The sequence below is a fragment of the Olegusella sp. genome, assembly GCF_057238325.1.
Map to the genome: position 1 here is coordinate 73,679 of NZ_DBHHGF010000003.1, position 26,849 is coordinate 100,527.

Genomic DNA, 26,849 nt, shown 5'->3' on the forward strand with positions numbered 1-26,849 from the left:
TCCCGTCCTCGCGGTATAAGACATAACTAGTTTGACAGATTTGGGCTGCTTCGTCACACCAACCAAAGTAATGCAGCATAGGCAAGCATACCCACAACAGCACTCCAAATGAGCGACCCTGTCTTTTTTGCAACAAGAATGACTGGCAGCGCAGCCACAAAAGGCAGTATCCCTGCTTTGGGATCACCCATCAACACATCAGGCTGGATAAGGTCATTTGCCACCAACGCCGCAAAAGCGGCTACTGGTATCAATGAAAATGCTTCCTCAACGCGCTCAGGCAGGGTACGTCCTTTAAGCAGCAAAATAGGCGTCACACGACAAACGAGCATCTCAAGCAAAACGCCCACGTAAATGAGAAGGTAGCTCGCATGGGGACTCATGATTTCACCGCCCCATACACCGTACCTGCTATAACGCCAAGCAATGCCCCGATAAAAACTGCAAGCCCACCCAATCCCACAAGTTTACAAGCAGCAACACCCAACACAGCCACTACCAGCGCAACTACTGCCTCAATGCGCATTTGCTGACCTACCAACAGACAAATAAAAATACTTGTCATTGCAAAAGAGGTAATCTCGGTTGGCAATGCAAGCAAGGGTCCGACCATTGCACCGACACAGTTTGCCGTCGCCCAAGAAAACATACTTTCAAGATTTATCGCCAACGCATCTTGAGGAGTCCAATCCTCACCAACGCGTGAGAGCTTGTCGAGATTGATACCAAATGTTTCGTCAGTTACCGTAGCCGAAAAAACTACCGTGAGTAGCCGGCTTGTCTTGCGAAAAAAAGGTGCAAAGGCCGCCGAATAAAGTACTTGGCGCGTGTTAACCAGCGAAATCGAAGCGATAATTGCAAGCGGACTTGCCCCTGCAAGCACCATATTAGGAAACATAAACTGACCCGCGCCTGAGTAGACCGTTGCGCTCACGACAAAACAAGCCCATGCGGGAACGCCCACCTGAGCCGCAAGAATGCCACTCGGCAGACCAATGGCCAGATAGCCCAACATTACAGGCAATGCCACAGGAACCGTTTTTCTAAGTCTCTCAATCATGCAAAACATTCTAATGGCTTGCGATACTTTATTGCGACAAAGTGTGCGGCGGCACAATTACATCAAAGCGCACCGTTTTACCCGAAAGACTGTAACTAGGACGCGAAGCCGCAAGCGTTGGTGCCTTGATAGGTCGCTTAATAACCACTTTACGCGGGTTTGCTGCAAGCGCCGCATATAACAGTGCTACTTCATCAGTGCAAGGCTGCTCAAGATGATGTAAGAGCTGGAATTTCTTCTTGGCTGCAGCTGACTTGGTACGACTGGGAAACATAGGATCGAGATAGACTACATCCACCTTGTTTGCCCAATCGGGTAGGGCGTCAATACTGTCTTTTTCAAAGAGCTGCATGCGTGCGACGATGGACGCTAGCTGGGGTACGTTCGCCGCTCGTTGTAAACCGTCACGCAACAATGCCGCAATGACTGCATCGCTTTCAAAAAGCAAAACCTTACAACCGGCAGCAGCAAGAAGCAGCGAATCTTCACCCAGACCCGCTGTGGCATCAATCACTACAGCTTGTGTAACACCTTTGATACGCGCTGCTCGCACCAATAATTCATGCGCCAGCCGATCCTGTCGCAGACGCGGTAGCAGAGCCGTAAAATCACAACTCAACTCCATTGTGCCGTCAGTTAAGACCAAACCACATTCGCCTTTAGTGAGTTCGAGCTCTGCTTGTCTTGCTTTCTGCTGCGCTTGCCTTAAGTCTGCGTCCATCAAATTGCCTGTACAAAGCTATGCCTATACGCGTTTGGCAAAGAAAGACACTGCAATAGCACCAGGACCAGCATGCGTACCAATAGTGGCACCCATAGGCCAAACGGGCGGCTTGCTTGCAGCACCCTCCCAAAGGTGATGGTTGTCATTGATGTATTTCTCGGCAAGATGCGCAGAGGTGCCGGCATAGCCCACATTAATAGGCAGCTCGTAATCGATACCGCCCACCTCTTCAATCTTTTGGTTGAGCAGGTTTTTGCCATTTTTGGAGCCGCGCGCTTTGCCCAAAATACCTACAACGCCATCACGAACCTCAACTACGGGCTTGATAGAAAGCAGGGTACCCACCGCAGCAGCGCCTCCTGTAAGACGGCCTCCGCGACGCAGATACTCAAGTGTGTCAAGCAACACCACGATGCGCAAATCGCGCTTGCGCAGCTCGAGCTCCTTGACAATTTGCTCGCAGCTCATACCTTCGCCAGCCATGCGCAGCGCCCACTCTACTAGCGCACGCTGACCCACACAGGCTGAACCCGAATCAATGATATGCACGCGCGCCGCATACTCAGGATCGCTCGCTGCAATTTCGGAAAGTGCGAGCTGAGCGCTCTGATAGGTACCTGAGAGTCCAGATGCGAGTGTAATGACTACAACATCATCGTTGGCCTCGCGAGCTGCCAGATACGCATCGCGAAAAAGGCCAGGGGCAGGCTGGCTTGTCTTGGGTAACGCATCCGTTTCAACCAGCAACTCGTAAAAACGCTGCGGAGTCAAATCAACACCATCAGAATAGACTTTTGCAGTTGTACCTTCACCAAAGGTAATAGACAGAGGAACAACCTCAAGGCCTTGTTGAGAACCTTGAGCAATATCGGATGCGGAGTCAGTAATGATGCGGATTGACATAGTTTACCTCCACTTCACTGCCGACCAAAGGACCGGCATTCGTGCCTGTAATTCACCTAACAAGTGCATTTTGACGCGAAAAGCCTTAACCCAAATGCTAGAAAAGCCTCAACTCAAATGCAAAAAAGCCCTAACCTAAACGCGAAAAACTCAACTCAAACGCTTCTTAATAGGATACTCAAATAGCAATTGTGCCGTCTACTTCCTTGAAATGATAGTATGAGCCAACAATGTTTGCGGTAAAAGTATGAGCCCTTTAATTATTTGGCGTGGGTGAATAGCCCGCACCAAGGTTGCAACATGTCAAGGGCAACTGACGAAAGGTTGGATGTGAAAACTGAAGTCCCAACAAGCTCTCCTGAAAAGCCCACGATTGGTGAGACTCCTCGTGAACTTACTGTCACTGGCCTCATAATAGGCATCATTGGCTGTGTCATCATCACAGCCTCATCTGTCTATACCGCGCTTAAAATGGGTGCGCTCCCTTGGCCGACGATTTTTACCTCAATTACGGCACTCACTTTGCTGCGCGCTTTTGGTCATCGCAGCTTGAGTGAGGCAAACGTCACACAGATCATTATGTCTGCGGGCTCAATGGTTGCTGGTGGTCTCGCATTTACCATTCCAGCAGCTTGGATGCTCGGTATGGCTGACCGCGTAAGCTGGGTAGTAATGCTGCTAGTGGCACTAGGCGGTACATTGCTGGGTCTCAGCTGGACAGCACTCTTTCGCCGTCGTTTAGTGGAGCGCTCTGGATTGGAATACCCCATCGGTATTGCTGCGGCTCAGACACTAGAAGCAAGTACAGCTGGCGGCAGTACAGGCAAAAAACTCTTTGGCTCAATGGCAGTAGCTGGCCTTTGGAGCATTGCGCGCGATGTATTGGCTCTCATGCCTCCCATCGTGGCTCAGCTGCCCATCCCTGGCATTGCATTTGGCATCTATAACTCACCAATGATGCTTTCTGTTGGCTTTCTTGTAGGTGGTAGCGCTGTGGCGTTTTGGTTGGGCGGTGCCCTGTTTGCCAACTTTGGTCTCACGGTGGGCGGCACTGCACTGGGACTTTGGGACCTCGCTACAGCAAGCCGCATTGTGCCAAGTTTGGGTATGGGTCTGATGATGGGATCTGGTGCAGGCGTTATTGTCAAGGACATCATTCCTCAGTTCATTCACTTCCTGCGTGAATCCAAGCATGGCGATGCAGCTCAGAGTAGCGATACTGCTGAGTCTTCTTGGCTCTCTCGTACCGACGCAGGCGCCTTAGGTTTGCTGGTAGCTGCAGCGGCACTGCTCATTTGCTTTGGCTTGGGGCTAGGTCCTGTAGCAACACTCGTTATTGTGGCGCTAAGCTTTGTGACCACTATCATGAGTGCACAGTCTGTTGGCCAAACTGGCATCGATCCAATGGAAATTTTTGGCCTTATTGTTTTGCTGGCCATTGCTGCTTTGGGAGAAGCTGATGAAGTTAAGCTTTTCTTCGTCGCAGGTATTGTGGCTGTCGCTTGTGGTCTTGCGGGCGATGTTATGAGCGACTTCAAGACGGGTCAGCTCCTGGGTACCAGCCCTCGTGCCATGTGGAAGGGTCAGGCTATCGGTGCTCTGCTTGGCTGCGTAATTTCGGTTGCTGTTATGGCAGCACTGCTTGCGGCACATGGTGCGGACGCCTTTGGTCCTGGCAAGGAATTTGTTTCGGCTCAAGCTTCTGTTGTAGCAACAATGGTTGCCGGCATCCCAAGCCTACCTGCCTTTATCACCGGTATTGTTGTAGGAGTAGTATTGCACTGCTTTGGTCTACCCTCAATGATGTTAGGACTGGGTGTTTACCTGCCACTTTATCTGTCGCTCACCGCTCCTATTGGGGCACTTGTCAAGTTTATCTATGATCGCATACGTCCTCAGGGCAAGGGCGAAGAAGACGGTATTGTCATAGCCTCTGGTCTGCTTGGTGGAGAATCCATCGTCGGCGTTGTGATCGCATTGATTGCTGTCGCCACTGGTTTGCTTGCCTAACGTCTAAGCGTGGCGCGCGTCGCAGACTGTAGGCGCGCGCCACAACCCTATGCCGCTCACATAACCTCATATCATCCTCGACTCCACGCTGCTCTCGTATCCCCCTATCGCAAAGGGTTCATTTTTCTCCGATTCTCAAATTGAAACCTGCGCATTTGCAATTTCGAACGACGGTTTTGAACCGCCTGTATAAATGAGCAGCAAAAGACAAGCAGATTGCTTATATTTCAGATGAACTTAAGAAAAGCTTAGGGAATCACATACCTCTTGACTAGGTTTGGGCACCATCATAGTGTCATCGACAAACAGCACAGGTGTTCAAGGAGGGACATCATGTGGGAACGTTATGAACTAAAGGAAAAGGCCAAGAGTAGTCTTCGTGCCAACTATTGGAAGACCGTCCTAGTTGCTTTTTTGGTAGCAGCAATTGCAGGAGCTGGCATGGGTGCTGGCGCTGTTTCAGCTGCTAATGCGGCACTTCAGGGTGCCGTAGCGGGCGCTGGCAGCGCAGGTTATGCAGGTTATGTCTCAACTGAACACTACACCAGTAGCGACCCAGAATTTTTCAACGACTTCGATACAGACTCCGAATACGGCTTTGGGGAGGATTCTGGATATAACTTTGGCGAAGATGAGGATAGCTTCGTCATGAATAACTCAGATATGGCCTTCCATCACCACAAGTACGCCGATTCATCCCTGCCTGCCATTGCACTTCTACCCGTTATTACTTTGATCATCTTGATAATTGTTGTGGCTATCGGCGCTGCAGCCGCGTTGCAAATTCTTATCTACAACCCCTTGCGTGTTGGTATTAGCCGCTTTTTCCTGCGCAATCTCAATCAACCAGCCAATGTAGCCGAGGTTGGTCGTGGCTTTGACCGCAACTTTACCGAAAACTTCAAAACGCTCTTCTTTATGGATCTGTACATCTTTGGTTGGTCCCTGTTGTTAGTCATTCCCGGTATCATCAAGTTCTACGAGTACCGCATGATTCCGTATCTGTTGGCAGATGACCCCACCATGACCCGCGAGCGTGCTTTTGCTGAGAGTCGTCAGATGATGGACGGCAATAAGTGGCAGACCTTTGTACTGGACTTATCCTTTATCCCTTGGCATCTGCTCGCTGGCTTGACCTTGGGCATTCTCGATATCTTTTATGTTGAGCCCTACATTCAGATGACTTACGCTGCTCTCTATGAGGCTCTACGCTATGGCACAAGCCCGTCTTCCCTGCCCTTTACTGCAGATGAGCAAAACAGCAGTTGGAACAGTTACACCGATCGTGGTCCTGTACCCCCTACGGTAAGCTATCCCATAAGCACTATTTCCGTAGTTCCAGCTCCTATCGAAACTCCCGCCGATGAAGATTCCACTCTAGAGTCCGCTACAGAACAATCCACTGAAATCGCCAATGATGAGAGCGCCGCTGGTGACGAGGATACTGCTGATGGTGAAGACGCCGCTGGTGATGAAGGCGCCGCTAACGATAAGGGTGCCGAAAGCAACGAGGACGATAGTCCTAATAGCCCTAGTGCAAGCGATACCGACGAAACGGCGCTCCTCTAAGCGAGACTCGCCTAACGCTGAGCTTGCATATTACTTTCTAGCGTTACCATTTGTCTTGAGACGCGCCGCCCGGGCATTGCGCTCGAGCGGCGCCCGTGTAGTTAAAGGGGAAATCACATGAGCAGCAATGAGCGCCGTTGCATCTTGATTGCAGATGATGAAGCAGAGATTCGCGAAGTTTTACGTCTCTACCTAGAAAATGCTGGTTTTCAGGTAGTAGAAGCAGCAGATGGTCAAGAAGCACTAGATGCTCTTGCAACTCAACCCATTGACTTGTGCCTATTGGACATCATGATGCCCAAGGTTAATGGTTATGAGGTTCTACGTCAGCTGCGTGCCACAGCACCCACACCCGTAATTTTGATTTCGGCAAAGGGACAAGATGCTGAGCGTGTCATTGGTCTGGATTTAGGTGCCGACGATTATTTAGTTAAACCCTTTAATCCTCTAGAGGCAGTCGCACGCTCCAATGCATTAATGCGCCGCGTTTACGCTATTGACGCACAGCCTCTCCCCTCCCAGCCTGTAGCTACAGAAATAGCGGGTACCAATACAGCCACAGCATCCACTCAAACTGAGAGTGACGCAAATCGCCAGCTCAGCGTGAGAGACCTTGTACTTGACTTAGATGCCTGTGAACTCACCCGTGCGAGCGAACCCATCGAACTCACTTCGGTAGAATTCCGTGTGATGGAACTTTTAATGGAACACCCTGGACGCGTTTTTACCAAACAGCAAATTTACGAGAAAGGCTGGGGAGAGACCTACATGGCTGCTGAAAATAACGTCATGGTATGCATTAGCAAGCTTCGCGCCAAGCTCTCCGACGATGCAAATGCCTATATCCGCACCATTCGTGGTCTTGGCTACCGTCTGGAGCGCTAGGTTATGGCACACAACACCGAGCCAAAAGTACCACCTAACAACGTCAATGAACTTGGATCCTTTAACAAGTATCTCAGCGTTAGGTTTTTGTTGGTATGTAGTTTGGTGGTCTTTGTCGAATGGATTGTTTGGCCCTTCGCTAACAGAATTGTTTTCCGACATTCCTTTTCACTTATCAACTCGGCAATTCAGGGTAATTCAGCAGCTTGGAGTCACGGCATCGCCACTTTACTCTTTGGCATGTCGTTGATATTGGCTCCCCTTATTATTGGTTCATTGCTTTTTGTTCGCATGATAGAACGTCGCGTCAAGCAGGAGCAGCATAAACGCGATCTTGAACAAGCAAAACTCTACGCAAGACGCAATCTCATGATTACCGATATGGCTCACGATTTGCGCACACCCGTAATGAGCATTGGCGGTCTTGCTCAGGCACTGGCAGATGGTCTAGTAAGTAAACCTGACGACCAAGAACGTTATCTGCGTTCCATCCAAGCAAAGGCTGCTCGTATGGGTCGTCTGACTGATGTACTTTTTGATTTTACCAAGCTCGAAAGCGAGGGTTATACTCTCAATCGAAAGCGCTGCGACCTACCCCAAATCGTACTGAGAGAAGCGGCTGCTAGTTATACCGATGCTGAAGAAGCAGGAATAACACTTGAAGTAGAGGTGCCTGAGGCTCCACTTCCCATCTATGCTGATGCGCATCAACTCGGTCGCGTTTTTGCCAACCTCATCACCAATGCCATCAGGCACAATCCCGCTGGTACCACCATCTACGTGGGACTTGTTCGTCTTGCAGGGGCTGTGGCTATCGTTATCGGCGATACAGGTGTGCCAATCGCTGGAGATACGGATGTACTTTTTGAACCTTTTTCACGCGGTGATATGGCACGCAGCACTAGTTCAAGTGGTAGTGGGCTGGGTCTTTCCATTGCAAAAAAGATCGTCGACCTTCATGGATACCAAATACGCCTCGATCAGCCATACGGATGGCTCACCAAGGCGTTTGTAGTAACTTGCACTATTGAAGACTAAGACTGGCTCGATACACTAACCTTGCGTCAGGCCCTAGTCTGCCCAGAACATTTGAACTCAAACACCCATTTTCACAATGTGTTAGCCCTTCACATTTCCTTAATTACAATGCAAGCCTCTTCATTAAGGCGCATATTGATAGCAAAACAGCGCATACGTAATATATGGCCATCCTTTACAAGCTATAAATATTAAGACTGCAGTTCATTTAGGCTATTTTTCTCATTTCTTAAGAAAGCGTAAGCTTAGATGTAAGGTTTTCCTAAGATTTTCCTCCTACCATTAAAGCCGTTTCTTATCACATTGCTGCATGTAGAGAGAGGCTTTAGTCGTGGAAAAGGCACACATCCTCATTGTCGAAGATGATGCAGATATTCGTGAGGGCATCCATATCTTGCTTGCCAACGAAAATTACGAAGTGTTTGAGGCTTCTTCTGGTGAAAAAGGTCTTGAACTTTTTGACAAGCAGCCCAATATTGATTTGGTGATTTTGGACATTATGATGCCTGGCATGTCCGGCATCGAAGTTTGTCGTGAACTCCGCCGTCGCTCCACTTTGCCCATTTTGTTTCTCTCGGCAAAAACACAAGATGCGGACAAGGCATTAGGACTGGTTTCTGGAGGAGATGACTATCTCGCAAAGCCCTTCTCCTCCGTCGAACTGCTTGCTCGTGTCAACGCTCTGCTTCGCCGCTATCACGTTTATCAAAACCAAGACGAGCAGGACGGATCTCATGATAACGCCACTATCATTCGCGATAATGTCGAGCTTGATTTGCGCGGAAAGAAAGTCCTCCGCGACGGCAAGCCTGTTGTGCTCACAGATACGGAATATGGCATCCTGTCTTTCTTGGCTAATGGTCGTGGCACCGTATTTTCCGCTCAGGAGATTTACGAAAATGTCTGGGGCAAAGCCTATGATCGCTCCGTTAATGCCACCCTTATGGTGCACATTTCCCGCCTGCGCAACAAGTTAGAGACTGATCCTAAAGATCCTCGCCTCGTACGTACTGTGTGGGGAAAGGGTTATCGCTTTGAGTAATCGCCTAGTACAGGCAGTTCGTAAACTGCCCTCCTCGATTTATTATCTCCTCACCCGAGGAGGGCTTGAGCATAGACTTGCAAAACTGGTGCTCTTCTGCGCGGTAGCCATGCTGGTCTTTTATCACGCCATGATGCCTCTCGTGCGTTGGCTCAGCACATCAAGTGCATTTCACCACTCCTTTGTTGAATCACAGATTACCGACGATGTAAATTTGCTCCAATACAAACTTGACCACAAACCCTCAGGTACAAACGACTTTGACATCATTGATACATGGAACCAATTTGACTCGCATACCCGTTTTGCCGCAATTACCGAGAGTGGCTCGGTTATCTATCCCTTTGCACTCAGTGGCAATATTAAATCCCCCATCAACGACAATGAATATGACGTCGCAGAGCTTAGTTTTTCGGGTAATCGCGCAGTTACAGCCTACGTTATCAACGATTACGACTACGTATTTTTTGCTCTACTCTCAATAGGCATGCGCGTGCTCTCGGTCGTACTCTTTCTTGCTATTTTTATCTGGGGCGTACGCCGCCGTATTGCTTATATTTTTCAGCTTGAAGAAGAAATATCCCATATCGAACAAGGTGATCTTGATACCAAGATCACTATCGACGGCGAAGATGAGTTGGCATCACTCGCCGAAAAGATGAATGATGTGCGCCTTGCACTTGCTGAGCGCGTTCACAGCGAAGAAACGGCACTTGCCGCCAACCACGATCTCATTATGACTATTTCTCACGACATACGCACGCCGCTAACCTCACTGTTGCTCTACACGCAAATCCTTAAGGCAGCCAACCCCGAAGACCTACCAAAAATGATCCGTTACCTCGATAAAATCGACAACCGTGCACTACAAATCAAATCTTTATCTGATTCACTCTTCGAACATTTTACTGTTGGAGCAAGACAGCAGGAGCACCAAGAAGAAGGGCCTTTTGCCATTATCATGAGGGATTTGATATCCAACCTTGTGGCCACACTCGAAAATTCTGGCTTCCGGGTCGTTGCTACGGGCACTGCTAAAGGTGCCGATATGCTTGTCAACATTCAAAAGCTCGATCGTGTCATAGATAACATTTTGTCCAATATGCTCAAATATGCCGACCGTACTCAACCTATTCGTATCAATGCAACTAGTTTGGGTAATAAGTGGCAGGTGCGTTTTAGCAATACCATCGCACCAGACTTTGCTCAACAAGAAAGCACAGGGATTGGTATCAAAAATATGCGCAGACTAATGGCAGCACTTGGTGGTACGTACACCGAAAAAACCACCATTGATGGTATCTATATCTCTACCCTGATTTTTCCCATTGCACCAGAAAATACTTTAACTACCACTAACCCCGCAAAGGAGAACTACAAGCTCTCTAAGCAGATAAGTTAGCACCTTGAATCTCGACACATTGCTAAAGCCGCACACCACGGAAGGAAAAGTATGACTTATACGAATGTTCTTCAATGGCTTGAGGAGTCAGCCCAACAGTACGCTGACAAGATTTCATATGCCGATGATAAGAAAGAACTGAGCTATTCTGAGCTCCTCACTCAAGTTCAAAGCGTAGGCAGCACGCTCGCACGGCATGGCAAAGCACAGCAGGCGGTAGCCGTTCTGTTACCTCGTGGGGTAGATCAGGTTGTAGCGCTATTGGGTATCGTCGCTGCTGGTGGCCATTATGCCATCCTTGATGCTGAGTCTCCTCGCGAGCGTCTGGTAAGCATCGTCTCGTCTTTTAAACCTGCAGCTATTTTGGTCTGCGATCAGACTGCCAAGCTTGGAGAAGAACTGCTTCCCGGCGCTTGCATCACTATTGACGGGGCAGTTGCGGGCGACATTGATACCACCGTGCTAGCCGATATTCGTAGCAAGACCTGCGCCAACGATTTGCTTTATGTGCTCTATACCTCGGGTTCAACTGGCACACCCAAAGGTGTCATGGTAAGCCATGCCAATGTTATTTCCTATGTCAGCTGGTTTGCCGAATGCTTTGACATCAGCGATGAAACCATATTTGGTAGCCAGACACCGCTGTACTTCTCGATGTCTGTCTCGGATATGTTTGCCACCATTCGCCAGGGCGCCACGATGTACATCATCTCCAAGCGTCTCTTTAGTTGGCCAGTACCCCTAGTAAACTGGCTTAATGAGCGCAAAGTCAATACTATCTATTGGGTACCAACCGCTCTTGGGATGCTTTCTCGTTGGGATGTGCTATCAGTCGCTCCGTTAGAACATATCCGCAAAGTTCTCTTTGCCGGTGAGGTAATGCCCACGCCCACGCTCAATTATTGGATGGACAAGCTACCCGAGGCAAAATTTGCCAATCTCTTTGGTCCCACCGAAACTACCGATATTTGTACCTATTACAAGGTCAACAGACGTTTGTCTGACGAAGAGTCACTGCCCATTGGCCGTGCCTGTGAGGGTATGAAAGCTATTGTCATGCGCGAGGACGGCCAAGAAGCCGGCATTGATGACGAGGGCGAGCTTTATGTAGGCGGACCTTTTGTTGCCTTGGGATATTTGGGTGACGCCAAGCGAACCTCAGAAACCTTTGTTGCCAATCCGCTAGATGCAAATGACCCACAGCTCTACTACCGCACCGGTGACATTGTGCGACCTGCTAGCGATGGCGATTTGCGCTATGTCAGTCGCAGAGACTTCCAAATTAAACGCAGCGGCTACCGCATTGAGCTAGGTGAAATTGAGGCTGCCGCAGCTGCATGTGAGGGTGTCGCAAGCTGCGCTGCTATCTGGGAACCTACCCAAGGTCATATTGTTATCTTTGCTTCAGGCAACAAGCTCAACAAAGACGAGCTACACAAGCAGCTGACTCATCGTCTGCCCACATACATGATGCCTGACAACATCAAGTTACTGCCTACACTGCCTCTTAATGCCAATGGCAAAATTGACCGTCATGCTTTGCTTGATGCTTGTTATGTGTAGCTTTAACTGCAGTTTTTCGCTTCTATATACTGTTCAATGGTAATTTTTCAAGAAAAGGGGAATGTCATGGACGAAATCAAAGAGCAAGTACACGATATGCTGCAGGAGATCCTTCCTGATGTCGATATCGACAACACCGATGACCTCGTTGGATCGGGTGCCATCGACTCGATGACTTCTATTATGCTCGTTAGTGCTATCGAAGACGAGTTTGAAGTTCGCGTGTCTCCCCTAGAAATGACACCCGATAACTTCGCATCTGTTGGTTCCATCGCGGCACTTATTGAGCGCCTGCTCGACGAATAGAGTTTAACGTGTCCCTCACAGCCTGGAAGGGTCTGGCGCTCTATCTTGGAGCGTTCCTCCCCCTTGTCTACATAGCTTATTTCATTGTCCCCAAGCGTTGGCGCTGGATAGTCCTGTTGGGCGCCAGCTACGCTTTCTTCTGGAACTCCAGCAAGATCTTGGTGGTCTATCTAATCGCAGCTACCTTGGTAACCTGGGGCAGCGGACTGCTTATTGAGCGGGCAAAAAATTCCATCCAAAAGCCTGAGGGACGTAAAGAGACCCGCGACGAACGCAAGCAACGCCGCGCTATCACACAAAAGCGTATGCGCTTGGTATGCACAATCGGTACCCTCATTTTGCTGGGTATTCTTGTGGTGCTAAAGTACGGCAGCTTTATACAGGGGGTTTTTATTGAGCTCTTTAAGGCCGACGCCAAGCTGCCACTGGCAAAAGTTGCACTACCACTGGGCATCTCGTTTTACACGATGTCTGCTGTGGGCTATGTTATCGACGTATATCGAGGTAAATACGCCGCCTGCCACAATCTAGGGACCATTGCCCTATTTTTATCCTTCTTCCCTACACTCACCGAAGGCCCCATCGGACGCTTTGATGAGCTCGCGCCGCAGCTACGCGCTGGAGAGATTGCTCGTGGTGAGCGTCTGGTCTATGGTCTGCAGCTCATTGTGTGGGGCATGATAAAAAAGATTGTAATTGCCGATCGTATTGCACCTTTGGTAGGCATGATTTTTACCGACCACACCAAATACGAGGGCGTTATGGTAATCATTGCTGCAGCGCTCTATACTCTGCAGCTCTACGCTGATTTCTCGGGTGTTGTGGATATTGCCCGTGGCAGCTCCGAACTCTGCGGCATCACGTTGGCACAAAACTTCCGTCAGCCTTTCTTCTCAAAAAGTGTAAATGAATTTTGGCGTCGTTGGCACATGACGCTGGGTGGCTGGCTGCGCGACTACGTTTTTTATCCCGTATCGCTGTCAGGCGCCACTAGGTCGCTTTCCACTTGGGCGCGTAAGCATCTTAAAGGCAACGCCGTTCGCATCGTACCAACCATTTTGGCTCTGCTTGCCGTATGGTCTGCCACAGGTATTTGGCACGGTGCCGACTGGAAATACCTAGCCTATGGCCTGTACTACTTTGCACTAGTCATGGTAGGTATGCTGCTGGAACCCTTGTTTGTAGCTTTCTTTGAGCGCACTGGTATCAAACGCGATGGTCTGCTTAATAGTGGCATCGCAATGGTACGCACCATAGCCTTGGTCATCATCGGCATGATGCTGTTCCGCGCCGATACACTCGCTGACTTTGTGCAGATGTTTAAGTCTATCTTTGCTGGCCCCGGTACCGAACCCCTCGTTAACAATCTGTGGCTCAGTTTCCGCGTCTCTGATGCCGATCTCAATATTGCGCTTATTGGCGGCGCGTTGATGCTTGCTGTCGATATTACCCATGAGTTTGATGTCGCTCTGCGACCATTGCTGCTCAGGCATGGTACAGCACTGCGCTGGGCAGTAGGCATCGCCTTGGTCGCTTTTATGCTGACCTTTGGAGCCTATGGGCCTGGCTATGATGCCATTCCCTCGATTTACGCCAACTTCTAGGATGAATCATGATTGAAGAAAAGAAGAACCGCGATATGGCTACTGATGCGCAAAATGCAGATGGGCAAAAACCTTCTGCCGAGGGTGGAAACTCAAACGCGCCATCTCTCCTGCATGGCATTGTGCGCTCGTTGGGATTTATGGCTGTGCTCTATGCAGTTCTGCTGGTGCTTTCTGCTGTAGTGACACCGCGCAACCCTGTAGTTACGCTGGGTCTACATTTCCCCAGCCAGTTTGATTACACACAGCTGGACCGTAACAGTCTTGATCTTATCTTTGTTGGCGACTCAAGTGCACAGAGCAGTTTTGCTCCTGAGATTATTGAAGAACGAACAGGTGTCCACTCATACAATTCTGCTCGTCCGCTACAAAAGCTCGCCGAGTCAGTTGAGATTGCCGACGACACTTTTAACTATCACCACACCAAGATTGTCGTTGCCGAAACCAATAACTTTTTCCATCGCACGGGCATTCGTATGGTGATGCAGGATATTGGCCGCAGGGTCTGCCCCCTGCTGCGCTACCACAATAACTGGAAGCTCATTGCGGGCGGTCATATGAACGACAATCCCATCGGTCTTGCGCCGCATATGGGCTACAAAAAGAAAAATCATGTAGTCCCTTATAAGGGCGGCGATTACATGAAGGACAAAGGCAACAAGATTTCCTTGACTCCCATTGCCGAGTACTACCTCAACGACCTAAAGAAAAGTTGCGAGGAACATGGCGCGATATTAGTACTGGTCAGCGCCCCAAACGCTCGTGAGTTTAGTTTTGCGAGGCATGTTGAGCTTGCACGTTGGGCAAAAAAGAACGGTGTGAAGTACTACGACATGAACATGCCGTCCTCTAAGGTTGGTATCGACTGGTCAGTCGATTCGCGTGATGGTGGTACGCATCTTAATTTTGCGGGTGCCACCAAGGCTAGCAATTGGCTTGCCGATCGTCTTTACGCCGACTTTGGTATTGGCAATCAACCTGCTAAGGACTAGAAAATGGCAGATGGTTCAAACTTCGGAATCCAGACGCGAAAAACACCAGGTCAGGATTTTATAAAAGTCGAAGTTTGAACCATCTGTGGTTGAGGGTGTGTTTGACTGCGTGCTGCCAACACACGAGGCTGGCTTAGCGGGCTTTTCTTATAAAGAAAAACTCGGTATCCGTAGAAAGAGTGTCGGCAAAGTGCCAATCTGGAGAGTCAAAATGCTTGAGCTCCTCGGGCACTTCAATTTGGTGAACCGCGGCATAGCGCACCATTTCACCGCGAGCCATCTTGCAGTAAACGCCTTTTTGCACCAGACCGCGCGGGGTTTCAACTACAAAATTGCAGCTAACCATCCGGTCTTGCGGCATCAGATAGCGCTTGAGCATGCGTGAATATTCCTTGGAAGCAAGATTAACAATCACATGGTCAGCACCTGCACCACGCATTGCTTCTTGGTAGACAGTATCGCTCCAATACTCGTAAAGACTACGCGTACCAGCTACCTGTGCTTTTTCTTGCATCTCTAGGCGATAAGGCACCACACCATCAAAGGGTCGCAACGCACCATATAATCCCGAAAGTATAAGCAGGTGATCCTGCAGATAGGCAAGCGGTTCTTCTTCCAAAACACCAGCCGCAAGATAGCTAAAAGCAATTCCGTCATATGACAAAATCGCAGGTACAAGTCCTCGCTCTAGATTTGCATGCGCAACAGCATCATAAGCTGCCTGTGCAATAGAGTCGCTTGTCTTCCACAGAGACTTTGCTTCCTCATAAGAAAGCGACTGCAACCACTCAAGCACTGTTTGCGCCTGTGCAAGAAAAAGCGGCTTTGTGAGCAGAGCAAGATCATCCGTCTCACTCTGCATGCGTTTTGCTGGGGAAAAGATAATCCTCATTGCGGGGACAATCTCCTAAGCATCAAGTAACTCAAGGGTGTCTTGGGGGTTTTCTGCGGCCTTAACCTTGGTCTGCACATATGCAATGCAACCTTCCTCATCAATAAGGAAGGTGCTGCGCACAATGCCCATGTAGGTTCTGCCATAGTTCTTCTTTTCCTGCCATACGCCATACATCTCGATAACTTTGTGCTCAGGGTCAGATAATAGAGTAAAGGGCAGATTAAACTTCTCCTGAAACTTCTTGTGTGATGCCACAGAATCTTTGGAAACTCCTAGTACAACAGCACCCTTCTCAAGGAACTGAGGATAATGCTCGGCAAAGCCACAGGCCTGCTTGGTACAGCCCGAAGTATTGTCTTTGGGATAAAAATACAAAACGACTTTTTTACCACGATAATCGCTCAGCTTGTGAGCCACACCATCTTGATCTGGCAGCTCAAAGTCTGGTGCAATGGTTCCAATTTCTAACATATCCCTCCTTTTAAAGCAGGGACGCAACGCTATTGCGTCACGCCCCGTTTGGATTTATCTGACGCTACTCATTGCATCATGACACAGCTGTGTCATGATACGTCTGCAAACCGTCTACTTATAAGAATAAAAACCCTCGCCAGCATTGATACCAGTCTTGCCCTCTGCAATCATGGCCTCGATCTTCTTGATAAGGATATTGTGAACATCGTTGGGGTCATCAGTGGTGACCTGCATCTTGGCGATATTAAGCACCGTAGCCAGGCCAACGATATCAATGATGCGGAACGGACCATGAGCGGCACCTGTAGCAATCTCCCAGACCCGGTCAATATCCTGGGGACTCGCAACATCCTTTGCCCAGAGCATCTGCGCTGCACTCAAGAAAGGTACCAGCATGGAGTTGAGAACATAACCCGGCTGTTCTTTGTGCATTTGAATGGGGACCATAGCAATGTCTTCGGAGTACTTTACGAGTTGCTGATAAGCATCATCACTGGTGCCGGGGTGCGGCATAATCTCAGCAGTGTTACCAATCCAGATGTTATTAGCAAAGTGATAGCCCAAAAACTTTTCGGGACGCCCGGTCTTCTCGGCAAAAGAGCTGGGCAACAGGGTCGAAGAATTAGTCACTACGATAGTCTTCTCGGGAAGGTGCTTCTGGAGCTCCTCATAGAAGACAACCTTCTGCTGAGGATCTTCAGCGACAGCCTCGATAACAAGGTCAGCATCGCCAAAAGCCTCGTCCCAATCTGTGGTTAAGGTGAGATTGGCACGGGCAGCCACAGCAGCAGCCTTAAGCTCGTCAATATGCGCATCGGTAGCCTCTTCGGGCTTGCCAAACCCAGGAGCCCATTTGCTCTTGTCAGTCTTTGCAGCCTCGAGGCTGGCAACATAAATACCCTGTAGACGATCAAGCTTGGGCTCGCAACGACCAATGGAGGCCTCACTGCGCAACCAAATGGTAACGTCAAAACCCCTAAAAGCACTTTGGTAGGCAATCTGGCTGCCTAGGACACCGCCACCAGCAATGGTGACCTTTTTAATACTCATGATTGACTCCTTTCAAAGAGCTGTAGAAGAATAACGAAGTAAGTCGCTAGGATTTTATTAGCCACGCGCTTCGTCAGCCATGAGCCAAGTTATACCCCTCGCTACACGTAAATAGACATCAGAAAAGTGATTGCCAGGGTTGTTTTGGTAAATGGTGCGTATTTTCTGTTCAGCGTAATGGCGGACAAGAATTTCATAGATTTCAGCATTCCCACGAAGGATTTTATTTTTTGTTTTGCTCTCACGGTCACCAAGAGAAAGGTAGATTGCCTTGGGCATAGCGGCTTGAGTGCGCATAGCAAATGGATGAGTAAGCGCGTATTCCTTGAAATCAGGAAACCATAGCGAGCTAGAAACACAGGCCGCCCCCTTGAAAATATCTGTCTGATAGAGCGACCAAAGGGCAAAAAGTCCTGCCAGAGAATAACCTGAAATATATGCTTCACCGTAAGATTTACCTAACTCATACTGAGTAAGGGGTATCACTACACTAAGCAACCAATCTAGGTATGCAGGCGCGCCACCTGTAAAGTGATTTTGATTTCCAAGAACACGATTTGCTTCCCAAGGGGATAGATCCTCATTCCAATTGATATCCGAAATCGTGACTAAGTGGAAAGGTGGACAATCAAGGGCTGCGCATTCTTGTAGGATTTTCCTACCATCGCTATCAAACTCGCTACTAAATACCACTGGTCGTTGTGCATCTTCTGCAGGAAAGATTTTGATAGTGCGATCATCAAGCTTATATTCGATAACTTCTACCATTGCGCTCTTCCCCCGCTTTTCTTAAGCGAGTGAATAAGAGAAACGAGCTGATTTGCTGCCTCGGAGGTCGTTGACCAACTTGTTGCAAACCTCACTAATTGGCGACCATCAGGCCATGTTTCCATAAAACCATAGTCGACCGTTTCATCAAGCTTCGCAATTGTAACCTCATCTGCAAGGAAAAAGACTTGGTTGGTCGGAGCGGGATAAGGCATCTCAAAGCCCTCCTCCGCCAAAGCTACGCGAATCTTGTCAGCTGCCTCAATCGCAGGACGACCCACTTTCGCATAAAAATTATCTTCAAACAAGGCGCCAAACTGCACACCAAGTAGACGACCTTTGGCAAATAGCGCTCCGTGCTGCTTGATCTGCGTGAAGAAGCGAGGGGCAGTATCAGCCTTCGGGAAGACAACTGCTTCACCACAAAGAGCCCCACATTTGGTGCCGCCGATATAAAACGCATCACAGAGACGCGCAAGATCTGGCAGACTTACATCATTTGCATGACAAGCCAACGCATAGGCAAGACGCGCCCCATCTTCAAATAGAAACATCTGCTTTTCATGACAAAAAGCAGAGAGTTCCTCTAGCTCAGAGAGGGAATAAAGCGTGCCATATTCTGTCGGCTGGGAGATATATACCATGCCAGGCTCAACTATGTGTTCCCAGTTGGTATCGCCCTCCCACGCCTCGCGGCAGGCACGCACACGAGCCACATCAAGCTTACCCAACTCACCAGCAACAGCAATTACTTTGTGTCCACTATATTCAATAGCCCCTGCTTCATGCACATTTACATGACCAGAATCCGCAGCTATAACCCCTTGCCACGGCTGTAGCAGCGCGTCAATTACCACCTGATTGGCCTGCGTACCACCACCAAGAAAATGCACTTCACCCTCGGGGCAATTGCATGCCACAAGGATTTTCGCTCGCGCATCATCGCAAAAAGGATCATATCCGTAGCCGCCGACACTCTCCATATTGGTATCAATGAGTGCTTGCAGCAAGCGAGGATGCGCACCTTCCATATAATCAGATGCAAAATGAAGCTTCTCGCCCATATTCGCCCCTCAAGACCAGCGCAGAATCCTAACCTGCACTTTTGTATACATGACGCAGCTCAAGTAAAACTTCACAGCAGAATAACGCGCAAGGGAGCCTTATTCGACCTTGCGCTCCCAATACTCAAAGGCATCACTCCAGGGATCTTTGGATCCGTGCGCACGGAAGTATTCCTCAGCATCATCGGCATATTCCTCAGGGCTATCGTAATCCCAAGGATCAAGTAGCTCAGTTAACTTGTCCCCGGATTTTGATGTACCGGACGCTCGCTTTGCCTTTCGCTCTACACCAGTACCCGAGCGATCAGGAAAAGGGCGCATCCTACCATTTTCATCTCGCCAATAGTCGGTATCTCTGTTACGGCACGCAACGACGATAACCTTGTAATCTTTAATATAGGCTTCATAGATTGCGTCACCTGAATCTGCCGTCCAGCAGTAATAATATGCATCCCGATAACGACCTGAAGTCATTTTCTGCGCGGGCGCACTCGACTCGCCCAGCCATGTTTTGCCAATTAACCTAGCGTCCATTCCGACAAACGGCAGACTTTGAGAAACAGGCTTTCCGCTAGGAGCAAGCTCCTTATCGGGGTCGAGCGCGGGGGCGGGTTCCGATTCAGGCGCAGTGGCGTACTCACCATTTGAGTTGGTGGTAGACACTTCACCCGAACCATTATTGGCACTATTTGCACCAGATTCAGATGAGGAGACCACCGCAGTGTTAGCACTTTCCATCTTTGGTTTTGCGTCCCGTATAGAGCAGGTTTTTACTGCCCATGCCATCAGTATCAATACCAGCACGCCTACCACAACATAACCCATACGGTACGTAAAACCTATTTGCCTGAGCTTTTTCATTTCGCCGTCCTTCGCTCAGCTAGACGTCCGCATAATTACTACTTCCCTCTATTGTAATAACTCAGAATTTGTCACAACGCTGTGACGCTTTTCTTACCAGTTGAAGGGACGATTGCCTCAAAAAGCCGGCAACCTTGACCCCTATTCGCTCTAACGCACGATATGCGCCAATTCATGGGTATTTTTGTTTGATTATTAATGCGTTTATTTTGGTTGCAGTCCAACTACCAGCGCTTTTACGAATACAAAAAATCAAGACAAAACCCGGGGAAACACCTGTCCCAAAAATCAGCGCATCTACCAGCACAAACATACTTGCTCAAATATTGCTTAATGGCGCATATCATGCGTTAGAGCGAATAGGGGTGAAGAAAAGTATATAAACGTATCAAAACGTTCTTCCTTTATAAGATATTTTGCAGTGAAAACGCAGCCTTCTCTCCGTCACTCCACTTTGGTCAAAGGAGGTGTAGAGGGAATTGCTGGCCATACATTTTTTCAACTTCAATGCCAAAGAAAAGGCTCCTTGGATGTTATGGCATCATCCAAAGGGCCTTGATGAAGTTTCAATCCGAAAATCAGGCGTTAGACATCCTCAGCAGCAAATTTCTTGAGCAAATACAAAAACTCTTGAGCATCTTGCGCTGCAATTAACGCATCAACATGCTCGGGATACATAAGCACACTGGCAAGCTCTGCCATTAAATCAAGATGACTGGTATCGTCCACCGCCGCAAGAGTAATGATAAGGCGAACAGGATCATATTCAGCAACACCAAATTTTACGCCTGGCGTAAAGGTTGAAAAATGCACTGCTAGTTCACGGACATTGCCATCGGGTCGCGCATGAGCCAAAGCAACCTGTTTACATAACACAATATAAGGCCCAACACGTTTAACCGAGTCAATCATTGCGTCAATATAAGCAGCAGTAATCTTCCCTGTTTCAAGTAGCGAGCGAGAAGATCTCCTCAGCGCTCGGCACCAATCGGTCTCTGATAAGCCAATCTCAATGTCTGATGTGGTAATAGTCTCTAGCATGATTCTCAATATCCCAATTGAACCGCAGCAAACTGTTTTTGCGTATCTGTAAGATTAAAGTCTACAAGTGAGGATAACACCTTATATGCACCAGAAAATTCACCATGCGCAGTAATTTTATTAGGTACTACTAAGCAAGGCATACCTGCTGCCTTGGCAGATTTAAATCCATTTTCTGCGTCTTCAATAGCCAGACAGTCAGAAGGTTGGCACTTTAACATTTGTGCTGCAACAAGATATGGGTCTGGTGCTGGCTTAATATGATCAAATAATTCCGCCGTAGCTAAGACATTGAAGAAGGGAAGCAAGCCCAGCCGCTTTAAATGGTAGGTTGGCTTTTTACAGGTAGCTGACGTACAAAGGCCGATTTTAATACCTGCAGTCTTTGCCTGATGAATGGTATCTATAACACCTGGCAAAGGAAGGAGATTGTCTGATAGCTCCATAAAATGAGAAGTAGCACGTTTTTCGAAAAACTTGGGATCCTCTATCAGAGCAACCTCCTTCCGCAAAAATTCAAACAACTCATCAGTATTGGCGCCCACACATACAACGTAGTCTTCGAGTTTAAGCTGGTAGTTGTATTCATCCTCTAGCCACGTACGATATAAGTCAAACCAAATACTTTCGGTATCAATAATCACACCATCAAAATCGAAGATAAGGGCGCGCAACATAGTAGTTCTCCTCGTCTTAGAATAATTATCTTTGAGCGTTTCGAGCTTCTACTATTTGCTTAACAATTTCATCATACTCAGGGGCATTAAGATAGTCTGTAATTTGTACCACGGTTGTTTGCGGCTGATGCTCTTGAGCAACCTGAGCTAGCGACTCATGCGTGATAATCAAATCAGCCTCTTGAGGCAGATCAACAACGCGAGCATGGGGTACCGAAATATCTGAGATACCCACTGCTTTGAGCTTACGAGCAACTACATTGGCTCCCATAGCACTGGAACCTAAGCCAGCATCACAGACATACAGAATGGTTTTAATCTTCGCAAAATCAAGCTCTGGTGCTGTTTGATCGGCATCCTGTACTTCGTCCTCTTCACCGTTTGCAAACACTGAATGTACACGAGAGCGCTTGCCCTTCAGTGTTTCCATCTGAGATGCAGCAGCACGCATATTAGCATTCTCAGTTTCAATATCTGTTTCCTTTGAAGCGCGGAGAATAACAGAGGCAATAGCAAACGAAACCGCAGCAGCAGCAAAAATACCCAGCAAGATGAAGAGACGATCGGTACCCGCAGCCATAATCATGATGGTGATGATACTCCCTGGCGAAGAAACGCCTACCAGACCCACATTAAAGAGTGTAAAGATGGTAGTTCCTGTAATACCACCAGCAATTGCAGCAATGACAAGCGAGGGCTTCATAAGGATAAAGGGGAAGTAAATTTCATGAATACCGCCCAGTGCCTCAATAACAACGGCACCATAAGCATTAGCCTTTGCATTACCGCGCCCAAAAACACAGTAAGCAAGCAAAATACCGAGACCAGGGCCAGGATTAGATTCAAGCAAGAACAGCACGGATTTGCCGTATTCAGTAAGCTGAGTTGCTCCCAAAGGAGTCAGAATACCCTGGCCGATGGCGTTATTCAAAAATAGTACCTTGGCAGGTTCAATAAAGATTGCCGTGAGCGGAAGTAGACTATTTTCCTGCAAAAAAGCAACGCCTGCGGAAAATACGACGGAAAGCGAAGAAATGGCTGGAGCAAGCACGTTGCACGCAATTACCGCGATAAGAGCACCAAGAACAGCCACTGTTAAATTGCCAAACAAGAGTTCAAAGCCTACAGGTGTATGAGGTTCAATAACAGCATCAACTTTCTTTAAAAGCCATGCAGCAATAGGGGCGATAATCATAGCACCCAGAAGCATAGAAATATCTGCGCCGATAATAACACCCATGGTGGTAAATGCGCCAATAATACCACCCTTCTCGCCATACACGAGCTTGCCACCCGAGTAACCAATCAAAACAGGAAGTAGATAATTGAGAACCGGGGCTATGAACCCACGGAGCATATCATTGTTGAGCCAGATGGCAAGAGCCGTAATAATGCCCCAGCCCATAAAAGCACCTAAATTGGGAAGAACCATTGCGCTGAGTTTGCCACCAAAGCGCTGCGCTTGGAGACGCCATCCAGCATGAGTCATATCTTGCGCCATTGATACCCCAATCTATATATAATTAATTACGAATATACGTAGCCTTAGAGGTCAACCTCGACACCAGCAGCGATTGAGCGCTCAATAGCGTCAATAACGCGCAGATCATTAAGAGATTCTTCTGCTGTGATAATGGATTTGGTGCCATTGACAATGTTGTCAATAAATGCGGTAACTTCCTCGGATAGATCTCCGTGAGCTTCGCCGTTGATGGTATACCAGTGACGAGAATCGGGGTATTCAATCTTTCCGCTCTCGCTTACAAAACGCACACCATAGTCACAGGAGTCCACATAGGCAACACCCTTGGTTCCCACAAGTTCAACCTTATCATCAATAATGGTTGGTGAGTTTTCGGGAAGAGTCCAGCAAGCTTCCATGCAGCACACAACACCGTTCTCATAGGTAACAAGCGCATAAATTACGTCGTTCATGTTGAACTCTTTAAGCCTGACGCTCCGTGCTTTTGCATATACCTTCACAGGCTTGCAGCCAACCCACCAGTTTAGATAGTCAATATCATGAATCATAACGTGCATACTGAGGTCAGAATGGCCAATATAACGGCGAGGCCCAATGATAGGACTATTACGACGCACGTACGCATGAACAATATCGCCCAGCTCTCCCTGCTCAAGACGATTCTTAATCATAGAGAAGCGTGGATCAAAGCGAAGCAGGAACCCCGTAGTAAAAACCTTGTCATAGTCCTTCAAGATTTCGTACATCGCGAGACCATCTTTAAGCTCCTTGGACAAGGGCTTCTCAAGAAGAATATGTTTCTCATTAGCAACAGCTATTTCTACTGCTTCGCGGTGCATATTATCAGGCAATACAATACTTACTGCATCAATATCAGGCGAGGCAAGCATTTCTTTATAGTCCTTGTAAAGACGTACGCCAGAAAACTCCTCTTTTAGCTGTTCACGGCGTGTGTCATTATACTCACAGAGTGCTACAAGATTTGCCTGTGGGAGACGCTGATAAATCTGAGCATGAAGCGTGCCCATTTGACCAACACCAACAACACCGACATTCACTGAACTCATAATCTCCTCCTTGCCGTTTATTTTTGAAGGCTGGGGTTATACAAGAGTTCTTTGCATATCTTGCCCAACCTTTTTATTGTTGAAGTGTATGGACAAAATACACACGAGGTGCGTGCAAGAAATGCCAGTGTATACGGAAATTGTATCCTCTGTAATTAGTAATTCTTTTTCCACTACCAGTGGCAAACCTCTCAACAAATTCTATGAAGGCTTATGGTGCATCAATATAAGATGAAGATACATATGCCGCATATGCGTACTCCTTCAATTTTGACTCACTACACATATAGTAAAAAGCTTACTGACGCGGCGGGGAGGTGAAATCAGTGCTTCAGCTCAAACGACATAGACAACTGATTGCTCTTCTTGTTGAACACGGACTTCATGCTGCACCAAAAGAGTTAGCCGCACAGCTTAAAGTATCAACGCGTACACTGCGTTCAGACGTAGCTCGTATTTGCCGTGAGCTCAAAATATATGATGCAAAAATTGAAACTGCTCATGGTCAAGGATATGTACTTCGAATTTCTCCTGAGCAGCTTAAACGATTGCAAGAGGATTTGCGCAAAGACCCTCTCATTCCGCTTGAGACTATTGAAGATAGAACCGTCTGGCTTACGGTTGTTCTCCTCATGAGTCACGGTTATGTATCCAAACATGCTCTAGCCGAACAAATTTGTGTAAGCACAACAACCATTGCCAGCTATATACGCCATGTACGCAAGTGCCTTACCCAACACGGATTGGAACTCAAAGCACGTCATAACCTCGGATATGCTGTAACAGGTTCTGAGACATCCATTCGCTCCTGCTTATACGAACTTCTTGCACCCTCAAATGGGCGAGAAGCACTGTCGTTTGATGGCATTCGCGGACGTGCTCTTGATCCCGATATTGTTATGAACATTACCTCAACACTGCAAACCTATTACACGAGTCTCGATGTTCACCTTGACGATTTAACGCTAGGCCTTCTTTCAACTGATGTGGCAATATGCTATCGCCGTGTAAAAGAGGGGTTTACCCTTGAGCCAGATACTTTTGTTTCAGAACCAACCGATAACTTCACCGAACTTTTTTCGTTTCTTGATAGAGCAACAGGGATTACCCTAAAAACCCAAGATCGCCTCTTTGCTATTTCTCGCATTGCGCGAACCGCTGGATTTCCCTTTACCTCATCATCTGATCGACGCTATGCCCAGCTGATAACGCAACGCATCATTAAAAATGTCAAACAGTCCTATCACTTTGATCTAGAGCAGGATGAAAGATTGCACAAAGACCTTGAGAATCATCTTTGTCAGATGATCTCCTCTAGCCGCTATGCACATAACGAGCAGAACCCTTTACTTGCAACCATTAAAAAACGCTACGTACTTGCCTACGAAATTGCATGTACAAGTATTGCTAACGCCCTTTCTGATTTGCCTTTTGTACTATCGGAAGATGAAATTGGCTATGTTGCACTCCACATTGGCGCAGCACTTGAGCGCATTGAGAAAGAAGTAGCATCCGAACCACTGCATATAGCTGTTCTGTATGGTGGAAAATATGCAGAGGGTGCTTTTATTGCATCAGAGCTATCCTCTCGTTTTAAGGGAAAACTTCAGGTAGATGTTATACGTCCAAGTAATGAAGCTGCACAAGTAGATACCCTTCCTGTTGATCTCATTGTAAGTACGATAGTGCTACACACTCCTATTGTCACTCCTTGGGTATTAGTTACGATAGCTCTTGATGCCGCCAGCATTGAACGCATTACTGAGGCGCTCATCTCATGTCAAAAGCAAGAAAGCATCCTTCGATCTTTCTTCGACACACGCGTCTTTCTTCACCTAGACACACAGGATAAAGATGCTGTTATCGAGAGTCTTTGTATAGCCATGCAGGCATGCGGTTATGTCAATGATGATTTCAAGGCTTCTGTCTTTGAGCGAGAACAACGCATCCCCACATCCATGGATGATGTTATTGCGCTACCCCACCCTATGGAGGCCAATCTTACATCCAATAAAGTGGGCATTGCGGTATTGGAACATCCTATTGCATGGTCATCTGATCATACTGCACAAATTATTTTCCTTTTGGGACTTTCTGAAAACACAGAGGCAACCACGGTGCTCTACGACACTCTTGTTCAGATTGCCTACGACCACACCCTCGAACAGCGACTAATAAATGCTTCCACATTTGATGAGTTTATCGATCTTATGTGTGAGGCACATAAGACGTAAGCTGATAAATACACTAATACGAGCAACTTTTATCCAAGTAAAATATCCAATCAGTCTGGTCTTGGGCGAATACTTATAAATTGGACAAATACCTATAAAAGTCGTTATAGGTTTGTAAAATTGGACTTACCAAAGAA

Annotated in this window: 25 protein-coding genes; 11 read left to right on the plus strand and 14 right to left on the minus strand. The window is 47.8% G+C overall.

The window, feature by feature from the left end:
* Positions 1–53: 53 nt before the first annotated feature.
* The 4 genes from ACO5JD_RS03790 to ACO5JD_RS03805 are packed head-to-tail and all read right to left on the minus strand — an operon-like array spanning position 54 to position 2,687.
* Complete coding sequence (locus ACO5JD_RS03790; RefSeq protein ID WP_484987712.1) at positions 54–383, minus strand: AzlD domain-containing protein; 330 nt, start codon at positions 381–383, stop codon at positions 54–56.
* A complete protein-coding gene (locus tag ACO5JD_RS03795; RefSeq protein ID WP_484987714.1) occupies positions 380–1,060 on the minus strand; it encodes an AzlC family ABC transporter permease in 681 nt (226 codons plus the stop codon). Before ACO5JD_RS03795 ends, ACO5JD_RS03790 begins: the two co-directional genes overlap by 4 nt.
* A 28-nt stretch (positions 1,061–1,088) precedes the next feature.
* Entirely contained in the window at positions 1,089–1,781 is a 693-nt protein-coding gene (locus tag ACO5JD_RS03800) for a class I SAM-dependent methyltransferase (protein ID WP_484987716.1), read from the minus strand.
* Between the two features lie 24 nt (positions 1,782–1,805).
* Positions 1,806–2,687 carry a DegV family protein gene (locus tag ACO5JD_RS03805; RefSeq protein ID WP_484987718.1) on the minus strand — a complete coding sequence of 294 codons (882 nt, stop codon included), beginning with the start codon at positions 2,685–2,687 and terminating at the stop codon, positions 1,806–1,808.
* 300 nt (positions 2,688–2,987) lie between these two features.
* On the opposite strand from ACO5JD_RS03805, the gene ACO5JD_RS03810 reads away from it, so the two are divergent.
* The 10 genes from ACO5JD_RS03810 (at position 2,988) to ACO5JD_RS03855 (ending at position 15,098) form a co-directional block, all read left to right on the plus strand.
* A complete protein-coding gene (locus ACO5JD_RS03810; RefSeq protein WP_484987720.1) occupies positions 2,988–4,697 on the plus strand; it encodes an OPT/YSL family transporter in 1,710 nt (569 codons plus the stop codon).
* 333 nt (positions 4,698–5,030) lie between these two features.
* Positions 5,031–6,266 carry a DUF975 family protein gene (locus tag ACO5JD_RS03815; RefSeq protein WP_484987722.1) on the plus strand — a complete coding sequence of 412 codons (1,236 nt, stop codon included), beginning with the start codon at positions 5,031–5,033 and terminating at the stop codon, positions 6,264–6,266.
* Between the two features lie 117 nt (positions 6,267–6,383).
* The gene (locus tag ACO5JD_RS03820) at positions 6,384–7,151 is read left to right on the plus strand and encodes a response regulator transcription factor (protein WP_021625081.1); all 768 of its coding nucleotides are present in this window, start codon (positions 6,384–6,386) and stop codon (positions 7,149–7,151) included.
* Between the two features lie 3 nt (positions 7,152–7,154).
* The gene (locus ACO5JD_RS03825) at positions 7,155–8,189 is read left to right on the plus strand and encodes a sensor histidine kinase (protein ID WP_484987724.1); all 1,035 of its coding nucleotides are present in this window, start codon (positions 7,155–7,157) and stop codon (positions 8,187–8,189) included.
* Between the two features lie 331 nt (positions 8,190–8,520).
* Positions 8,521–9,231 carry a response regulator transcription factor gene (locus tag ACO5JD_RS03830; RefSeq protein ID WP_484987726.1) on the plus strand — a complete coding sequence of 237 codons (711 nt, stop codon included), beginning with the start codon at positions 8,521–8,523 and terminating at the stop codon, positions 9,229–9,231.
* 109 nt (positions 9,232–9,340) lie between these two features.
* The gene (locus ACO5JD_RS03835) at positions 9,341–10,633 is read left to right on the plus strand and encodes a HAMP domain-containing sensor histidine kinase (protein WP_484987728.1); all 1,293 of its coding nucleotides are present in this window, start codon (positions 9,341–9,343) and stop codon (positions 10,631–10,633) included.
* 51 nt (positions 10,634–10,684) lie between these two features.
* Positions 10,685–12,196, plus strand: a complete 1,512-nt coding sequence (locus tag ACO5JD_RS03840) for an amino acid adenylation domain-containing protein (protein WP_484987730.1) — start codon at positions 10,685–10,687, stop codon at positions 12,194–12,196.
* A 66-nt stretch (positions 12,197–12,262) separates the two neighbouring features.
* Positions 12,263–12,502, plus strand: a complete 240-nt coding sequence (locus ACO5JD_RS03845) for an acyl carrier protein (RefSeq protein ID WP_484987732.1) — start codon at positions 12,263–12,265, stop codon at positions 12,500–12,502.
* Between the two features lie 8 nt (positions 12,503–12,510).
* Positions 12,511–14,106: an MBOAT family O-acyltransferase gene (locus ACO5JD_RS03850; RefSeq protein ID WP_484987734.1), complete on the plus strand. Its 1,596-nt coding sequence runs from the start codon at positions 12,511–12,513 to the stop codon at positions 14,104–14,106.
* Positions 14,107–14,114: 8 nt separating this feature from the next.
* Positions 14,115–15,098, plus strand: coding sequence for a hypothetical protein (locus ACO5JD_RS03855; protein WP_484987736.1), 984 nt, complete (start codon positions 14,115–14,117; stop codon positions 15,096–15,098).
* A gap of 133 nt (positions 15,099–15,231) precedes the next feature.
* On the opposite strand, the gene yaaA is transcribed toward ACO5JD_RS03855, so the two are convergent.
* The 10 genes from yaaA to ACO5JD_RS03905 all read right to left on the minus strand — a co-directional run bounded on the left by yaaA (position 15,232) and on the right by ACO5JD_RS03905 (position 24,478).
* Positions 15,232–15,990 (minus strand): peroxide stress protein YaaA, encoded by a 759-nt coding sequence (gene yaaA, locus ACO5JD_RS03860; protein ID WP_484987738.1) that lies wholly within the window; start codon positions 15,988–15,990, stop codon positions 15,232–15,234.
* 15 nt (positions 15,991–16,005) lie between these two features.
* Complete coding sequence (gene bcp / locus ACO5JD_RS03865) at positions 16,006–16,464, minus strand: thioredoxin-dependent thiol peroxidase (protein ID WP_484987740.1); 459 nt, start codon at positions 16,462–16,464, stop codon at positions 16,006–16,008.
* Between the two features lie 114 nt (positions 16,465–16,578).
* Positions 16,579–17,517 (minus strand): 3-hydroxyacyl-CoA dehydrogenase, encoded by a 939-nt coding sequence (locus tag ACO5JD_RS03870; protein WP_484987742.1) that lies wholly within the window; start codon positions 17,515–17,517, stop codon positions 16,579–16,581.
* Positions 17,518–17,574: 57 nt separating this feature from the next.
* Entirely contained in the window at positions 17,575–18,285 is a 711-nt protein-coding gene (locus ACO5JD_RS03875; RefSeq protein WP_484987744.1) for an alpha/beta hydrolase, read from the minus strand.
* Positions 18,279–19,349, minus strand: a complete 1,071-nt coding sequence (locus tag ACO5JD_RS03880; protein WP_484987746.1) for a threonine aldolase family protein — start codon at positions 19,347–19,349, stop codon at positions 18,279–18,281. Before ACO5JD_RS03880 ends, ACO5JD_RS03875 begins: the two co-directional genes overlap by 7 nt.
* 99 nt (positions 19,350–19,448) lie before the next feature.
* Positions 19,449–20,210 carry a hypothetical protein gene (locus ACO5JD_RS03885; protein WP_484987748.1) on the minus strand — a complete coding sequence of 254 codons (762 nt, stop codon included), beginning with the start codon at positions 20,208–20,210 and terminating at the stop codon, positions 19,449–19,451.
* Between the two features lie 585 nt (positions 20,211–20,795).
* Complete coding sequence (locus ACO5JD_RS03890) at positions 20,796–21,251, minus strand: PTS sugar transporter subunit IIA (protein WP_484987750.1); 456 nt, start codon at positions 21,249–21,251, stop codon at positions 20,796–20,798.
* 5 nt (positions 21,252–21,256) lie between these two features.
* Positions 21,257–21,928 carry an HAD family hydrolase gene (locus tag ACO5JD_RS03895; RefSeq protein WP_484987752.1) on the minus strand — a complete coding sequence of 224 codons (672 nt, stop codon included), beginning with the start codon at positions 21,926–21,928 and terminating at the stop codon, positions 21,257–21,259.
* Positions 21,929–21,953: 25 nt separating this feature from the next.
* Positions 21,954–23,360: a PTS transporter subunit EIIC gene (locus tag ACO5JD_RS03900; protein WP_484987754.1), complete on the minus strand. Its 1,407-nt coding sequence runs from the start codon at positions 23,358–23,360 to the stop codon at positions 21,954–21,956.
* A 113-nt stretch (positions 23,361–23,473) separates the two neighbouring features.
* On the minus strand, positions 23,474–24,478 hold the full coding sequence (locus tag ACO5JD_RS03905) for a Gfo/Idh/MocA family protein (RefSeq protein WP_484987756.1): 1,005 nt from the start codon (positions 24,476–24,478) through the stop codon (positions 23,474–23,476).
* Positions 24,479–24,804: 326 nt separating this feature from the next.
* Here ACO5JD_RS03905 and ACO5JD_RS03910 point away from each other — a divergent pair, with 326 nt between their 5' ends.
* Complete coding sequence (locus tag ACO5JD_RS03910; RefSeq protein WP_484987758.1) at positions 24,805–26,712, plus strand: BglG family transcription antiterminator; 1,908 nt, start codon at positions 24,805–24,807, stop codon at positions 26,710–26,712.
* Positions 26,713–26,849: the final 137 nt, after the last annotated feature.

Excerpts from the sequence above, each read along its gene's own strand:
- ACO5JD_RS03790 (WP_484987712.1), bottom strand. The coding sequence starts at position 383 with ATGAGTCCCCATGCGAGCTACCTTCTCATTTACGTGGGCGTTTTGCTT.
- ACO5JD_RS03795 (WP_484987714.1), bottom strand. The coding sequence starts at position 1,060 with ATGATTGAGAGACTTAGAAAAACGGTTCCTGTGGCATTGCCTGTAATG.
- ACO5JD_RS03800 (WP_484987716.1), bottom strand. The coding sequence starts at position 1,781 with ATGGACGCAGACTTAAGGCAAGCGCAGCAGAAAGCAAGACAAGCAGAG.
- ACO5JD_RS03805 (WP_484987718.1), bottom strand. The coding sequence starts at position 2,687 with ATGTCAATCCGCATCATTACTGACTCCGCATCCGATATTGCTCAAGGT.
- ACO5JD_RS03810 (WP_484987720.1), top strand. The coding sequence starts at position 2,988 with ATGTCAAGGGCAACTGACGAAAGGTTGGATGTGAAAACTGAAGTCCCA.
- ACO5JD_RS03815 (WP_484987722.1), top strand. The coding sequence starts at position 5,031 with ATGTGGGAACGTTATGAACTAAAGGAAAAGGCCAAGAGTAGTCTTCGT.
- ACO5JD_RS03820 (WP_021625081.1), top strand. The coding sequence starts at position 6,384 with ATGAGCAGCAATGAGCGCCGTTGCATCTTGATTGCAGATGATGAAGCA.
- ACO5JD_RS03825 (WP_484987724.1), top strand. The coding sequence starts at position 7,155 with ATGGCACACAACACCGAGCCAAAAGTACCACCTAACAACGTCAATGAA.
- ACO5JD_RS03835 (WP_484987728.1), top strand. The coding sequence starts at position 9,341 with ATGCTGGTCTTTTATCACGCCATGATGCCTCTCGTGCGTTGGCTCAGC.
- ACO5JD_RS03840 (WP_484987730.1), top strand. The coding sequence starts at position 10,685 with ATGACTTATACGAATGTTCTTCAATGGCTTGAGGAGTCAGCCCAACAG.
- ACO5JD_RS03845 (WP_484987732.1), top strand. The coding sequence starts at position 12,263 with ATGGACGAAATCAAAGAGCAAGTACACGATATGCTGCAGGAGATCCTT.
- ACO5JD_RS03855 (WP_484987736.1), top strand. The coding sequence starts at position 14,115 with ATGATTGAAGAAAAGAAGAACCGCGATATGGCTACTGATGCGCAAAAT.
- yaaA (WP_484987738.1), bottom strand. The coding sequence starts at position 15,990 with ATGAGGATTATCTTTTCCCCAGCAAAACGCATGCAGAGTGAGACGGAT.
- bcp (WP_484987740.1), bottom strand. The coding sequence starts at position 16,464 with ATGTTAGAAATTGGAACCATTGCACCAGACTTTGAGCTGCCAGATCAA.
- ACO5JD_RS03870 (WP_484987742.1), bottom strand. The coding sequence starts at position 17,517 with ATGAGTATTAAAAAGGTCACCATTGCTGGTGGCGGTGTCCTAGGCAGC.
- ACO5JD_RS03875 (WP_484987744.1), bottom strand. The coding sequence starts at position 18,285 with ATGGTAGAAGTTATCGAATATAAGCTTGATGATCGCACTATCAAAATC.
- ACO5JD_RS03880 (WP_484987746.1), bottom strand. The coding sequence starts at position 19,349 with ATGGGCGAGAAGCTTCATTTTGCATCTGATTATATGGAAGGTGCGCAT.
- ACO5JD_RS03885 (WP_484987748.1), bottom strand. The coding sequence starts at position 20,210 with ATGAAAAAGCTCAGGCAAATAGGTTTTACGTACCGTATGGGTTATGTT.
- ACO5JD_RS03890 (WP_484987750.1), bottom strand. The coding sequence starts at position 21,251 with ATGCTAGAGACTATTACCACATCAGACATTGAGATTGGCTTATCAGAG.
- ACO5JD_RS03895 (WP_484987752.1), bottom strand. The coding sequence starts at position 21,928 with ATGTTGCGCGCCCTTATCTTCGATTTTGATGGTGTGATTATTGATACC.
- ACO5JD_RS03900 (WP_484987754.1), bottom strand. The coding sequence starts at position 23,360 with ATGGTTCTTCCCAATTTAGGTGCTTTTATGGGCTGGGGCATTATTACG.
- ACO5JD_RS03905 (WP_484987756.1), bottom strand. The coding sequence starts at position 24,478 with ATGAGTTCAGTGAATGTCGGTGTTGTTGGTGTTGGTCAAATGGGCACG.